Below are 14,412 nucleotides of genomic sequence, written 5' to 3' on the forward strand. Positions count from 1 at the left end.
CGGAACTTAAAAAAAACCGCAGGGTTGCAAACCCAGCGGAGCAGACAATAAACCACCCCCAAGTACCCGTTCCTCAGCGTTTGCCACCCCAATACAGGTTCCCCGATTTCCACCAACCGAGAAATCCATTAAATTTGGGGAAGAACGTGTAGACACGAAAATATATACCCCCATAAGCTGAATAACTCACACTAGTGTGTGTTATTGAATTGTTGGCATTAATTAAAAGCATGAACCTTAGAGCAACCTGTAAAACTTGCGGCGAAGATGTTAGAACAAGAACATGGATTGCCGACCGTGTGGAACTTGCACGGACGAAGGGTGAATATCTCGACTTGACCTGCAAGAAGTGTAGCTCGACTGACAAGTATCACGTTGATAGTTTATATGCTCAACCAAGTCGATTTACTCAAATCACGGCCTTCACTGTTTTTGTCATAGGCACTCCGCTAATACTCCTTTTGCTTTGGGAAACTCTTTGGAAGATTAAGTGGATTTATGCAATATTGGTACTGGCAGGTTTGCTTCTTGTTCCCGTGACCATTTATGGCTTGATTTTAAAAGACGATAGAATGAGAGTTAGTTCATTTAACAGGCATAAGCTGAAAGGGCTAGGCAACGGCTGATAAGTCGATTAGAAAAAAATGGAAGCACAAACGATAGCTGACAAAGCATTATAAACGAATCAGGGAGAATTACCTGATTTTGAAGAGAACAAAAATGAAATTCGATAACGACTATAATTTGCTGACTAAACCTAATTTAGGAAAGCGGTTTGTGGCGGGTCTAATTGACTATGGACTGATAGTGCTGTATTTCATTTTAATGATTTATCTGTTTGGCGAACCAAATGATGATGGCGGACATTCGGTAAATGGATGGCCTGCATTTTCAATTTTAGTAGTTTGGTTCCTACTTACCGTTGGACTCGAACAATTTACTGGTTCAACTTTGGGAAATAAGAGTCAACGATTGATAGTCAAACCTAAAATGGGCCTTCATAAAAACCTGACGTTCGGACAATCTTTTAAACGGCACTTGCTGGATATGATTGACCTCTGGCCATTTGGCCTAATAGGGATTTTGACTATTAAGAACACTGAACATAATCAACGCCTCGGTGACCTTTGGGCAAAGACGATAGTGCTTGATGTGACTGATCCAGAGCAAGGTAGAACACAAAAAGAAAAGAAAAACTAATGCCAACAAAACCTAAGAAAACATAGCCTCCGGCATACGTTTCTTAGCTTAGGCGTTGGCAGTAAATGAAGAAATGAAGAACCCTGTTTTCCATATTCTACTACTTCTTTCTCTGACCTCGACTTCTTGCATTTTCACTATCGGTTGGGACGACTTTAAAACAGAGCATATCGTTTCCGACTTCTATTTAGAGAGTATGAATGATGACGGTCATATTCTAGTTTTGAAAGAAGACGAAGGCGACAACGGAGGAACAGTAATAGTTCCAAGTAAAGTGGTGAAAATTGGAAACAACGATAGATTTATTGCAGCAGTCAGTTGCTGTAATTGGACTAAAGAGCATCAGGATACTACTTACTTTATTATTGACTTGGAAGAATACAATAAAGTGTCATGGTTTAAAAAGTTCTTCAACTCCTATTTAGACGAAATCGATGAATATAAATTTAAAAATGAGTCTGATTTCAATATGAAATTGGACAGCTTGACACGAGAAAATAGAATAGAATTAAATAGCGTAGAATAAAAAAACACTACTGCCAACAATCGCTATAAAAACATGCTCTACGGGACAATTTTCTTAGCTGAGACCGTTGTGCGGCATAAAAATGAGACACGTAGATAAAGTAACATTAATGACTGAAACACTAATGAGAAACCACATCAAACTTATCTTTCTGGCTTGGGCTGTTCTCTCGCTAAGCGCGTGTAGCGAACCTAGACAAATAGAAGAATTAGAACAACTTAAAAATGAGTTTGGTGGTACTTGGAGTCTATCTGAAAAAGAAGGATGTCTGTTATTGAAAGTAAAGGATTCTCAAAGATTTTTGAATGTTAAAGATAGCGTTGATCCATTTTTCGAAACCATTGAAAACATCGCGAAAGACTGGGAAGTAGATCGATGCATCTACTTACAACACTATGTTGTGTTGTACGAAAATGGCGGATACAAACAAGAAGAAGAAACAGTTTGGATAGTCCGTGAACCTTGAATGAAAAAAAATAAATACGGCTAGTAAGATTGTATAAGAATGCATAGCTTCCTATCGTCAGCTACGACATCCTATACTGAGCGTTGCGGTGCATTTGAAAAAACCGTTTTCAATACCTATTTCAAGAAGGAAACGGGGCTTACACCAAAGCAGTATTTGAATAGCTAAGTCATCTTCACCCTTACTTTTCGGTTCGGATATGTAATTCCGAACATACGCGTGGGAATACGAACCTTTACAGAGCCTTCTACCTCCACCTTTGCTCTCGTAATCTTAAAACCACGATTATTATGAAAAATTTATTAGCAATTCTATTATTGTCTTTCACGCTAAGTGCTTTTGCTCAAACTGATTCAACTTTGATTAAAGAAACTAAAGTTGATTACAAGTGGAGGGTAAGCATACCTTATCTTGTTCCTGAGGAGCTTATCCTTGGTTGGGACAATCGAACAAGTACTCAAATGGTAGAGCTTCATGTAAAACGCAACCTGGATAACAAGAACATCATTGGAGTGAAGTTCGCCACTTGGAGATTATTTCAACCCATGGGAATCACCTGGTGGGATGGCGTAGTCGACAAAATGGAGTCCGGGACTGAATATTACGATGGGTATTTAAGGGAAACAGGAATAGGTATCACTTACCAACGCATGCTTTGGAAAGGGTTGTTTGCATCCATAGAAGTGCTTCCGCAGATTCAAACCTACACGGATTTAGACGGTAATAAAATTAAAAATGGTTTCAAAATTTATAATTCGTATCACTTAGGCTACCATATTTCAATTGGCGAGAAGAAAAGGTTTTTTGTAGAACCTCAGGTTCATATTAACCAGTGGATGTTTGACAACAATTCTCCTGAAGGGTTTAAAGAGTTTGACGATAAATACGGAAATGTATTTCTGTTTGAGCCGAACCTTTATTTAGGGTTTAAATTTTAAACTCCTGCATATGAGTCAGGATTCAAGAAGAGAAACCGGAAAAAATAGAATCATGAAGGGGATAAGATGCTTAAATTACGGAGGTTCTGAAAACCTTGTGATGGATGAGTTTGAAAAACCATCACCCAAAGCCAATGAAGTGCTGATAGGAATAAAAGCTACCTCAGTTACGGCAAGTGATGTCCTTATACGGAGATTAAACGAGCCTCTTATGCCCAAATTTATCCTTCAGCTCATCTTTGGTTTCGGAAAACCAAGAAACCCGATTTTAGGAATGGTGACATCGGGAGTGGTTGTTGAGAAAGGTGCACAGGTTACTTCATTTAATATTGGAGATGAAGTTTTTGCGTACGGTTCTATTTCATCCCTGAATCATCGCTTTGGATCTTATGCGGAGTTCATCTGTTTACCACAAGATTGGAACATCGCACGAAAGCCTGAGAACGTAAGCTTTGAAGAAGCCGCTGCCATTCCTTATGGCGGATTATTGGCCTCTCATCTTATAAATCAGACCCGTATCCGAAAAGGAGATGAAGTGCTTATTTATGGAGCGTCAGGAAGTATTGGAACGGCAGCTGTTCAACTTGCCAAAAATGCCGGAGCTCAAGTCACCAGTGTATGCAGCAAAAGAAATTTTGAATTGGTTTATTCATTGGGCTCAGATAAGGCAATTGATTACACCGCTGCAAATGCAGAAGACGAATTGGGTACTTACAAGTATGTAATAGACGCAGTCGGAAACAGTAAAACATCTACGCTAAAGAAAAAGAGCAAAGGAGCACTTAGTGATGGTGGCCAATATCTGTCTATCGACAACGGGATTCCTAAAACTCCGAAAAGAGCATTTTTCAGACTCAGGGAATTGGTAGAAAGTGGCAGGCTTAAACCTGTAATCGATAAGATGTTTCCATTGGAAAAAATGGCGGAGGCTCACAATTATGTGGAGCGTGGTCATAAGCGAGGGAATGTCATCATAACCGTTTCTCATTGACCGATCTATCACTTCAATCAAACTATCATGAAATCACTATTTAAAACAGAGGAAGGTAAGAACGAAATCTTAAGTCTGTACGACCAAAAACTGGATAAACTCAATATTGACTCTGAGTACATTCAAGTTGAAACGAGCTTTGGAAAAACAAACATCATAGCCACGGGAGATGTATCAAACCCGTCCATGGTGATCATTCATGGTTCCAATGGTTGTGCGCCCATTGCATTAGAAACGTATCCGAACCTAAGCAAATCATTCAGAGTGTTTGCGGTTGATGTGATTGCGCAGCCCAATAAAAGCGCAGAAACCAGACCGAGTATGAACGATGACTCGTACGGCAAATGGATGAATGAAGTCATAGACCAACTCAACATTACGGATGTAACGCTTGCCGGATTTTCATTTGGTGGATTAATCATTCTAAAAACGTTGGAGCATGATGAAAGCAGGATAAAAGAAGTGTACTTGTCTGCACCTGCTTACATCGTTAATGGAAATCCGTTAGCAGCTTTGTTCAAAGTCTTTATCCCAATGAGAAGATTTATGAAATCGAAAAAAACGCGGCATGTAGAGAAATTCTTGTCCAACCTTTTCACCGAGCGAGATGAGTTTGCATTGGCGTTTCTTCAAAAAGTTATCGCGGAGTTTGAAATGGATTTTACACCCGTACCAACTATCGATTCCGTTAAGGCGAAAAAAATCACCACACCGATTACCATTTTTGCTGCCAAAGAAGACGTTTTATTTCCGGGGAGAAAGATGATCAAACGTGCGTCAAGCATATTCCCCTCGTTAAAGGAGAGTCACTTGATTGAAGACTCCAAGCACGTTCAAAATAAAGCACAGAATAAAATTATCGAAGAGGCCATTTTGAAAAAAAACGATGATTGATACAGCGCAAATATGCCATTTTTCAATTTGCCTTGTATCTAACGATGAATCAACAAAAGCCCCGTGCTGTGAAGGGACACCGTAAGTCATACTCCCATGAAATACGCGTAGACCATACAATAACAGTCATTACCCATTAAAAGATAAACCATATGAACAACCAAACCTTATCAAGAATCGCCGGAATAAGTTATCTGATTATATTTTTTGCAGCAATTTTCGCAAATTTCTTTGCACTTGAATCCATTATTCAAGCCCCGATTGAAACTGTAGAGAACAATGATTTGATTGTAAGGATAGGGATCATAGCATTCCTCATTACCGTAGTATTTGATGTTGTCGTTGCTTGGGCACTTAAGGAACTCTACAAGAGCCATTCTTTGACTGTTTTAAGCACCTATTTGAGGATGATGCACGCTGCAATAATGGGTGTTGCCATTTTTGCCTTGCCACTTGCACTCAAAGAAACCACCCGGCAGGGTATCCTCTCACAAGTTGACACGTTCAATTACATCTGGTTAATCGGGCTTTTCTTTTTTGGCATACACCTGACTCTTTTGAGTAAAATAGCTCCTGTTCCAAAGGTTATCAAAGTTTTTCTGGCCATTGCAGGAGTTATTTATGTTGCCGATACTGCAGCTCATTTTTTACTTTCAAATTATTCTGACTTTGCCACTGTATTTTTACTATTGGTTGCCATTCCGAGTATTTTTGGAGAAATGTCATTCGCACTATGGCTGCTGATAAGAGGTGGAAAGACGAAGGAATAAAAAACGATAGGCTGATATCGTGTAGGTGCTGTAGCTCGCGTTCAGTCGCTACGATTTATGTGCAAACCATTGGGTTAATTCAAAAAATGAAAAAGTTTGTCTTGTTAACAGCTGCGGTTATTTCTCTAATGGGGTGCTCAGTACCTGTGGAAATGGAGACTGAGCCTACTGAAGAGTTGAACATTGAAAATGCCGGTATTCGAGACTTACTCAAGATCATTCAGGACAATCCCTCTTCCCTTGGGTTTAGAGAAGCTCTCGACAAATACTTCATCATGACAAATAGTGATGATTATAGTCACGTCCCTTTTCACAAAAGCTTGGATATCAGGATTCTTGAGAATGACTCCGTGATACTTTATGGTTCAAGATACCACTTGGATTCAGTAAGATTAAAGTGTTTCGAGTACCTCACATTTCAAGGGCCATGGAAAGAGCATAAATCCATTGAGCATAAATTTGAATCTCATTTAAGCAGTGAAAATCTGTACTATACAAGAGGCCTTATTCATATCTCAGTTGAGGGTGATCCAATAATGTACGACAATGTCCAAGCCGTTTTGATCGAAGTTTCAAAGGCAATTGATGATTACAAAGAAAATCTGGGAAATGTTTGGTTTGAAAAAGAATCGGAAGAGCTTGCTGAGCGGGAGTCTTACCTTATCGATAGTCTAGTGGGAATTCGACTGCAGGTATTGCGCTTTCCTTATGGATACCCGGATGGAGGAATGATTGATGAAAGAACGAAAAAGTACTAACTCAACATTGTATCGGAAGGCATAGCTTCCCGCCGTCAGCCGGGATAAACATAGACTGAGGGTCAGTTCCCTCCTGTTCTTCATTCCATTCCCTACCCTACTTTTCCGTTCTTATACAACACTGCGATTGCGCAAAGCGGTTTTTCCTATTTTTGGAAATGGCTACAGCCGCATATAAGGAAGTGGCATTTTTGCGCCTGATTATAGAATGAAGATATTTCCGGAAACAGAATTGAATTTTAAACTGAACGACGGTCAGGACGAAACATTGGATAGACTAAAGCGAAGAACAGACTACTCTGCAAATCTGACGTCTCAATACACCGACAAGTCATTTCGCGGGAAAATTGTTGGGACAAGATTTCAAATCATCTCCTCCGATATCGGACGTGGCGCCTTCTGCGTATTGACCGGTGAAATTTCTTCTGACACCGGAAAGGTAAAAGTTGAAATTCACAAGGTGTTTAAAGTTCTTTTGAGCATTATCTTGCTATTTCCTGTAATTGGACTCACCATAACGTTGGCAAATGGAACAGAAGATTTTTCTCCATTATTCATGGTCGGCGTGGTTCTACAGATATTATTCATCAGATTTGTTTTCATAGGACTTGCGTTTAGATTTCTATCTAAGTCAAGCCTGAACAGACTGCGCGATGTATTGGATATAGAATGGAAAAAAAACTAGACACGACGATACCTTTGGAAACATGCTCTTCGGGTAGTGGTTCTTAGATTAGGCTTGGCAAACAATAGAGAATGGGAGAAATAGAGTTTATAAATAAAGCGGAAAAGCACATCGTTCAGAAGGACGTTGTGAAAGTTGAGCGCGAGTTTGAAGGAGAGGATTTAGGTATATATGGTTTTTTATTGGGTGCTTCATCGCAATTGCTATTTGTTCAAGTTGATTATGATTTTCAATTAGATGGGTATGCAATCATTCCAGCCTTTACTGTGTCCAAATTGAGATGTAACAAAACGGATAGATTTCATAAGGAAGTACTTAAAAAAGAAGGGATATTTGAGCGTGATTATGGATGTGACTCTTCGATTGATTTAACTGATTGGCCTTCCGTTTTCAAGTCTCTGAAGGCTATTGGACACATAGTTTCCATAGAAGATGAAGAAGCCGAAGAAACTGACTTCGTGATTGGACGAATAGTAAGGGTGAATAAGAAATCTGTTTCAATCCAATATTTTGACGGTTTAGGTCAATTAGACTCTGAAACAACGAGGGTATACTATGAGAATATTACGATTGTGAATTTTAATACTCGCTATATCAGAACTTACTCCAAGTATTTAAAAGAACCAAAAAAGAAAGACGTATGACAGCATTCTGTGTAGTACATACGCTGAGGGATACGCCCCCATTCGCTTGCCTTTGGGTGGCATAAAAAAAATGAATCGACTAATTCATATACTTGCCATGCTAATGGGGCTTGTGCTTTTATCTTGTGATAGAGACATTCCATTTGAAAAAAACAAATGGGTTGAACACGCTGATAGGTTTTATCCTTATAGAAATTTAATGGTTGAAGACTTGCTTGAGTCAGAAGAATTTAAAGGAAAAAGTCTCAAAGAAGTTTTCGAGATTCTCGGCACACACGATGATTGGTGCGACCACACTATGTACGAATTGAAATACCAAATTTTGGTAGGTTACGGTTCAGACAGTGCACCGATTCATACGAAGTATTTGGTATTTGAACTGAACCCTGCTGACACCTTGATTGATTCTAATACAGTGGTTACGAATATCAGAGTTGACGAATGGAAAAAATAAAGAAACGGCGCCAAGATCACCTATGCCGGATACGAAGCATAACCGTGGTGTTTGCAACCATCTAAAACAGAACATGAATCACTTAGTTAACCTTTTGGTAGTGCTACTTATCTCTACCACAGCTTACGGACAGGAATACAAATCAGACTTTGAAAAGTATTGCCAAGAAGGCGATACCGTTAAGCAGATTGAAGTCCTTAAAAAGTGGGAGTCGGAAGAACCGAATAATCCTGAGTTGTATACAAGCTATTTCAATTACTATTTTCAGAAATCGAGACAGGACATTGTTTCCATGATGATGGAGGCTCCGCAAGGCAATAGTCTTGCTATACAAGATAGCACGGGAAAAACAGCGGGATATATTGGAAGCGATCTGTATTTTGATCCTGAGACTTTCAAGAAAGGCCTTGACAAGATTGATAAAGGAATAGAGCTCTACCCAAATCGATTGGACATGAGGTTTGGCAAAATCTATGCGCTGGGACAAGCCCGGGATTGGAGTTCGTTTACGGACGAAATTCTAAGAACCATCCAATACTCGAATGAAAATGACAACCAATGGACATGGACCAACAATGAAAAGAAAGAGAACGGCAAGGACTTCCTCCTCTCCTCTATCCAAACTTACCAGTTGAACCTGTACAACACGGGAAGTGACGACCTACTTATCAATATGAGAACTATCGCACAGGAGATCTTGATGTATTATCCAAATCACATTGAAAGCTTGTCCAACCTGTCTATTACCTATTTATTGACTGGCGAGTATGACAAAGGCATAGCACCTTTGCTAAAGGCAGAAAAGATAGACCCTGAAGATATAATCGTACTGGCAAACATTGCTCATGGCTATAGTTTGAAAGGCGACTCCGCCACCGCTATTGAGTATTACCGCAAAGTAATTCAATACGGTGACGAAAGCACTAAAGCTCATGCCAAGCAACAAATTGAAGAGTTGGAAAAATAAAAACACTTCAAACAACATTATAATAGAATGCATAGCTTCCTGCCATCATCTGGGAAAATTAATACTGATCGTTAAAAATCACAACACATGAATCTCAAATCAACCTATACCCTCTTCCTCTTCTCATTGATGTGCTTCATCTCTTGCGACAGGCCTGAGTGCGATAATGACAATATGATATTCGAATCGAATGAACCCGATTCTAAAATTTATAAGGATGAATTGGTGAATCAGCTCAATAAAGTTGACCAATCCAAACTAACGTATTGGCTGCTTAGGTATGATGATCAAAATGGAGAAGAAACCCTGTACTTCAATATTCAAGGGGATGGATTGTGTGCTATCCTGCATTTGACGGTAAACGATTGGAGCAAGCTTGAAGAGGTCAGGGAAAGAAAAGGAGTTGGGCGCCGAGGCGCGGAATTTACTGACTTAGAATTTCAGATCATTCAAGACTCTTTAAAAACCGATTTTGTATATACCACTTATGACAGATTAATTGATTGAGCACCGTTTATATCAATGCCTATGTGCGATGTCCATCGCGGAATTGTACATATTCACGATCTGCTGCACAATGAATAATACCGTGATTGAAACCGACTAAGATCATACTCCCGATCATCGTCATCTCACAATTCTGCTGTACCTCACTTTGGTTTGCAGGCAATGGAGTGATGAGCGATCTTATCCTCAACTTTCACCTTGATGGCAGTGCCTTGGGACACTTAACATCGGCCGTGCAATTCGGGTTTATTCTGGGTACGCTGATCTTTGCCCTATTTAGTATTGCCGATCGTTTTTCGCCGTCAAAAGTATTTTTCGTTTGTGCGGTTCTCGGCGCCCTTTTCAATGTGGGGATGATTCGGGAAGGAAATGGTTTGGCAAGTATTCTTGCGCTTCGTTTTATGACGGGATTCTTTCTTGCCGGTATATACCCCGTAGGAATGAAAATAGCGGCCGACTATTACGACAAAGGATTGGGCAAGTCTCTTGGTTTCTTGGTTGGTGCCTTGGTGGTGGGTACGGCGTTTCCTCACTTGGCAAAAGATTTAACCCATACATTTCCGTGGCAATCCGTGATGGTATTAACTTCACTACTGGCCTTACTCGGCGGTAGTGCCATGCTGGTGCTAGTTCCCGATGGCCCCTACCGACGACAAGGAAAAAAGTTGGATTTCTCTGCTTCTTTCAGTGTCTTCCGAAACCGTGAATTTCGCGCTGCCGCCTTTGGGTATTTCGGTCATATGTGGGAGCTGTATGCTTTTTGGGCCTTCGTACCGATCATTCTAAAGACCTACAGCATTGAGCACCCCACGTCAGGATTCAATATTCCCTTGTGGTCATTCGTGATCATTGGTGCCGGTGGTGTAGCCTGCGTGCTCGGTGGATATCTTGCCCGGTCGTTTGGCACCAAACGAATAGCAGTTGCTGCCCTATTCATGTCAGGTGTCTGCTGCCTCGTTTCTCCCTTCGTCTTTTCAACTGATTTTGAAAGCCTCTTTATCGGTTTCCTTCTGTTTTGGGGAATGGTCGTAATCGCCGACTCCCCTCTTTTCTCGACTCTTGTAGCTCAAAATGCCACGGCAGAAATCAAAGCCACCGCACTCACCATTGTCAATTGCATCGGATTCTCGCTAACTATCATGAGCATTCAGCTTCTAAGTGTGATGAAGGCTACCATTAATCCAACATATATTTACACCCTATTGGCTTTGGGCCCGATATTGGGATTGCTGTCCTTGATGGGAAAGAGAAGTGCTATTGGTGCTCGTGTATCATAACTTATCGCTGCTCTATTATGCATAGGCTTTTGCAGACCATTAAACGATCTATGCCTTATTCAAGTTATTGCGAATAGAAGACAATTGATAGAAACAACACCTGATAATAAATGGGAACAGGATCAAAACGAAGTATGAAGCAGCTACAAATTCTATTTCTGGCATTTGCTCTAGGAGGCTGCTCTGCGAGTAAACAAGAACACGTGGTTGAGATTTACCGAACATCAGTTTCGGGTGACAATCTCAAATTGGTTTCAACAAAACCATCGAAAAAAGTCTCCAACCGAGAGGTGATGTTGGAGATTAAGCCCGACCAAAAATTTCAGGAGTACATTGGTTTCGGTGCTTCCTTTACCGAATCCTCCGCATGGAATTTGGCGACCATTCCCGAAACACTTCGCAAAGAAGTATTGACGCGTCTATTCAGCCCTTCGGAAGGCGCAGGGTTTTCGCTTACGCGAACCCACATCAACAGCAGCGATTATTCAAATAACCATTACACGTACATTGATTCAGGCGACGTAAGCCTTTCCACGTTTAGCATAGCCGAAGATATGAAAGGCTTTACAGGCCAAGAAAATGATCAGGTGAGAGGTATTGAATTGGCCACACCCGATTATGACATTATCCCGATGATACAAGAAGCGCAGCGAGTTAAAGGCGCTGACTTCGGCATCATCGCCTCTCCCTGGAGTCCTCCTTCATGGATGAAAACGGGAGAAACATCAGAAATGACCAATGGCACCCTTCAGCCTCAATACTATGGACTATGGGCTCAATACCTGTCAAGATTTGTAAGTGCTTACGCGGCAAAAGGAATAAACCTTTGGGGAATAACCCCGCAGAACGAACCTCTGCACGCGCATGATGCGCGATGGGACAGCAATGGATTAACACCTGAGCAAGGGCGAGATTTTCTAAGGGATCATTTAGGTCCTCAACTGGTCAAGGACGGCCATTTGAATCCCGACGATTTAAATACGGGACTGCGAGTGCTTATTTATGATCACAATAAGTCTGCGATGAACAAGTATGTTGAGCCTACCTATTCTGATGCTGAAGCAGCTAAATATGCATGGGGAACGGGCTTTCACTGGTATGCCTCTTCCGAACTCGAAGAAAACGATTGGCATACAGCCGCACTCGATACTTTGAGAACAACATGGCCTGAAAAAGGGATGATTCATACAGAGTCCAGTATTGATATTGATGCTCAAGACCCGATCGGTCAATATTGGAGAGAAAGCACGGATTACGCCGGAACATTTGTTCCATTTGACACTTATGCTTATGATATCATTGCAGATCTGAATCACGGCGTCCAAGGGTATATTGAATGGTGTATGATTCTAAGCAATGAAGGTCAACCGAATCCTTACGACAACTTCAATAGTGCACCGGTACTCATTAACCCGATTACTCACGAGGTGATTTACACGCCGCTGTATTACCTATTGAGTCACTTCAGCAAGTTTATCCGACCGGGAGCACAAAGAATCGGACTAGAAGGTGAGCCTGTGGAAGGCGTCATTCACACCGCTGCCATTAATCCCGATGGATCTATTGCCTTGATCGTCTTCAACAAAACGGCAGGACCCCTTGAGCTGCAGCTCACTTTAGAATCTGAAACCCACCAAATACACTTGACACCCAGGGCGCTTCAAACGATTGTTTTTCGAAAGGGTTGATACCAGCGAAATCTTCTCTAACTGAATATACTCTTATTTTTCTCACGGTTTTTTTCAGAAGAAGGAGACATAGGTTTTTGATTAGACATACCCCGTTACATTCTAAATTCATTCTCAATTCTTAGTTTTTGGTCATGTAAGGATCAAAAGAGTGATGATATGAGAGTTTGCTAACATGTTATCGGAATATACATTTAATGGTAAATGGATTGTTCATTTTATGGTAAGCCATACCGTAAATCCATTGAGCTATATTTACCCGTTTAATTTACATTTACGTAAGTCGAAGGATGAATATATAAAATGTCCAACGCACTGATCTGTACACGCTTGTCATAAGTCAACAAAGTGAAATCTATGATTACAAAGCTTTCGATAGTTATCCCCGTTTACAATGAAGAAGCAACCATTCATTTCATATTGGAGAAAATAAAAGATGTCCAATTAGTGAATGAGATAGAAAAGGAGATTCTGATTATCAATGATTGCTCTAGCGATGACACAAAAGGAGCTATCCAAAACTATATTTCGAAGAATGCCGGTCTAAACATTCGGTATTTTGAACATTCTGTCAATCAAGGAAAGGGTGCAGCCCTTCATACCGGTATTAAAAATGCATCGGGGGAATATCTGGTAATTCAAGACGCTGATTTGGAATATGACCCAAGTGAATACAATGATCTGCTAAAGCCCATCATACTGGGATTCGCAGATGTAGTCTACGGGTCAAGGTTTATGGGCAACAATCCTCATAGAATTCTTTTCTTCTGGCACACCCTTGGAAACAAGTTCTTAACCTTTCTATCGAATATGCTTTCTAACCTGAACCTAAGCGATGTGGAAACCTGCTATAAGTTGTTCAGGACTGACATCATTCAAGGAATCAATCTGAAAGAAAAGAGATTTGGGTTTGAACCGGAGGTTACCGCCAAAATATCGCGCATCCCTAAAATCAGGATCTATGAAGTTGGAATTTCTTACTATGGCAGAACATATGAAGAAGGAAAGAAGATCGGTTGGAAAGATGGATTAAGGGCTATTTACTGTATTCTGAAATATAACTTAAAAGGTTGATTCTCCTATGAAGTATGAACTCAGATGCACGGATGCGGTTGAAGCGCAATGAGGTCGATTTTTCACCTGGTACTACACCCAAACCATGAAAACGGATTGACGATATGAATAAAGACAGAAAACACCACTTGGAATATTGTGCAGTATGTTCCAATCGACTCTTTTCGCCTCAGCGAGGAATCATCTGCTCACTAACGGATGATTATGCGAAATTTAAAGACACCTGCCCTGACTATGCTGAAGACGAAGTAGCTAAGCGGGAACGCGATGAGAAAAGAAGACTAAGTGAAGAGAGTGAAATAGAAAATGAGTCGCTCGGCCTATCGGCAATTGGAATTCGCAATGGCACCGTAGCGGGAATCATTGCCATTGTGGCTGCTATTCTTTGGTTAGTATTGGGCGTCGTCTACGTTGAGCGCATTTTCTTTTATCCCTTCATATTGGCCATACTGGGAGGCGCGGCAATTTATCATGGTCAAAAGCGAAAGAAGGAAGAGAAATGGAAGGACATGTAGAAACCCAATACCTCAAATTTGAAATAAAAAATCGGGTTAATGCTGCTACTATTTTGGA

19 protein-coding genes are annotated in these 14,412 nt (G+C 40.7%); all 19 read left to right on the forward strand.

The genetic code is table 11. The annotated features are described in order from the left end of the window. The first annotated feature begins 230 nt into the window (after window positions 1-230). The 19 genes from O3Q51_11630 (at window position 231) to O3Q51_11720 (ending at window position 14,354) form a co-directional block, all read left to right on the forward strand. Window positions 231-626 carry a hypothetical protein gene (locus tag O3Q51_11630; GenBank protein ID MCZ4409463.1) on the forward strand — a complete coding sequence of 132 codons (396 nt, stop codon included), beginning with the start codon at window positions 231-233 and terminating at the stop codon, window positions 624-626. Window positions 627-720: 94 nt separating this feature from the next. Further along, on the forward strand, window positions 721-1,200 hold the full coding sequence (locus tag O3Q51_11635; GenBank protein MCZ4409464.1) for an RDD family protein: 480 nt from the start codon (window positions 721-723) through the stop codon (window positions 1,198-1,200). 73 nt (window positions 1,201-1,273) lie between these two features. Beyond that, window positions 1,274-1,726, forward strand: coding sequence for a hypothetical protein (locus O3Q51_11640; protein MCZ4409465.1), 453 nt, complete (start codon window positions 1,274-1,276; stop codon window positions 1,724-1,726). Window positions 1,727-1,835: 109 nt separating this feature from the next. After that, window positions 1,836-2,192, forward strand: coding sequence for a hypothetical protein (locus tag O3Q51_11645; GenBank protein MCZ4409466.1), 357 nt, complete (start codon window positions 1,836-1,838; stop codon window positions 2,190-2,192). A 39-nt stretch (window positions 2,193-2,231) separates the two neighbouring features. Then, a complete protein-coding gene (locus O3Q51_11650; GenBank protein ID MCZ4409467.1) occupies window positions 2,232-2,360 on the forward strand; it encodes a hypothetical protein in 129 nt (42 codons plus the stop codon). A gap of 122 nt (window positions 2,361-2,482) precedes the next feature. Then, window positions 2,483-3,130, forward strand: coding sequence for a hypothetical protein (locus O3Q51_11655; GenBank protein MCZ4409468.1), 648 nt, complete (start codon window positions 2,483-2,485; stop codon window positions 3,128-3,130). 52 nt (window positions 3,131-3,182) lie between these two features. Then, complete coding sequence (locus O3Q51_11660; GenBank protein MCZ4409469.1) at window positions 3,183-4,121, forward strand: NAD(P)-dependent alcohol dehydrogenase; 939 nt, start codon at window positions 3,183-3,185, stop codon at window positions 4,119-4,121. Window positions 4,122-4,148: 27 nt separating this feature from the next. After that, a complete protein-coding gene (locus tag O3Q51_11665) occupies window positions 4,149-5,015 on the forward strand; it encodes an alpha/beta hydrolase (protein ID MCZ4409470.1) in 867 nt (288 codons plus the stop codon). A 152-nt stretch (window positions 5,016-5,167) separates the two neighbouring features. Next, window positions 5,168-5,785: a DUF4386 domain-containing protein gene (locus O3Q51_11670; protein ID MCZ4409471.1), complete on the forward strand. Its 618-nt coding sequence runs from the start codon at window positions 5,168-5,170 to the stop codon at window positions 5,783-5,785. 86 nt (window positions 5,786-5,871) lie between these two features. After that, window positions 5,872-6,543, forward strand: coding sequence for a hypothetical protein (locus O3Q51_11675; protein ID MCZ4409472.1), 672 nt, complete (start codon window positions 5,872-5,874; stop codon window positions 6,541-6,543). A gap of 208 nt (window positions 6,544-6,751) precedes the next feature. Then, the gene (locus tag O3Q51_11680) at window positions 6,752-7,228 is read left to right on the forward strand and encodes a hypothetical protein (GenBank protein MCZ4409473.1); all 477 of its coding nucleotides are present in this window, start codon (window positions 6,752-6,754) and stop codon (window positions 7,226-7,228) included. A gap of 71 nt (window positions 7,229-7,299) precedes the next feature. Further along, entirely contained in the window at window positions 7,300-7,872 is a 573-nt protein-coding gene (locus O3Q51_11685) for a hypothetical protein (GenBank protein ID MCZ4409474.1), read from the forward strand. A 70-nt stretch (window positions 7,873-7,942) separates the two neighbouring features. Beyond that, window positions 7,943-8,326, forward strand: coding sequence for a hypothetical protein (locus O3Q51_11690; GenBank protein ID MCZ4409475.1), 384 nt, complete (start codon window positions 7,943-7,945; stop codon window positions 8,324-8,326). Window positions 8,327-8,399: 73 nt separating this feature from the next. Further along, entirely contained in the window at window positions 8,400-9,293 is an 894-nt protein-coding gene (locus O3Q51_11695) for a tetratricopeptide repeat protein (GenBank protein ID MCZ4409476.1), read from the forward strand. 87 nt (window positions 9,294-9,380) lie between these two features. Then, window positions 9,381-9,800 carry a hypothetical protein gene (locus tag O3Q51_11700; protein MCZ4409477.1) on the forward strand — a complete coding sequence of 140 codons (420 nt, stop codon included), beginning with the start codon at window positions 9,381-9,383 and terminating at the stop codon, window positions 9,798-9,800. 86 nt (window positions 9,801-9,886) lie between these two features. After that, window positions 9,887-11,077: an MFS transporter gene (locus tag O3Q51_11705; GenBank protein MCZ4409478.1), complete on the forward strand. Its 1,191-nt coding sequence runs from the start codon at window positions 9,887-9,889 to the stop codon at window positions 11,075-11,077. 134 nt (window positions 11,078-11,211) lie between these two features. Continuing rightward, the gene (locus O3Q51_11710; protein ID MCZ4409479.1) at window positions 11,212-12,765 is read left to right on the forward strand and encodes a glycoside hydrolase family 30 protein; all 1,554 of its coding nucleotides are present in this window, start codon (window positions 11,212-11,214) and stop codon (window positions 12,763-12,765) included. A gap of 357 nt (window positions 12,766-13,122) precedes the next feature. Then, window positions 13,123-13,839, forward strand: a complete 717-nt coding sequence (locus tag O3Q51_11715; GenBank protein ID MCZ4409480.1) for a glycosyltransferase family 2 protein — start codon at window positions 13,123-13,125, stop codon at window positions 13,837-13,839. Between the two features lie 104 nt (window positions 13,840-13,943). Beyond that, window positions 13,944-14,354 carry a hypothetical protein gene (locus O3Q51_11720; GenBank protein MCZ4409481.1) on the forward strand — a complete coding sequence of 137 codons (411 nt, stop codon included), beginning with the start codon at window positions 13,944-13,946 and terminating at the stop codon, window positions 14,352-14,354. Window positions 14,355-14,412: the final 58 nt, after the last annotated feature.

This window comes from Cryomorphaceae bacterium 1068 (assembly GCA_027214385.1).
GTDB lineage: Bacteria > Bacteroidota > Bacteroidia > Flavobacteriales_D > Cryomorphaceae > JAKVAV01.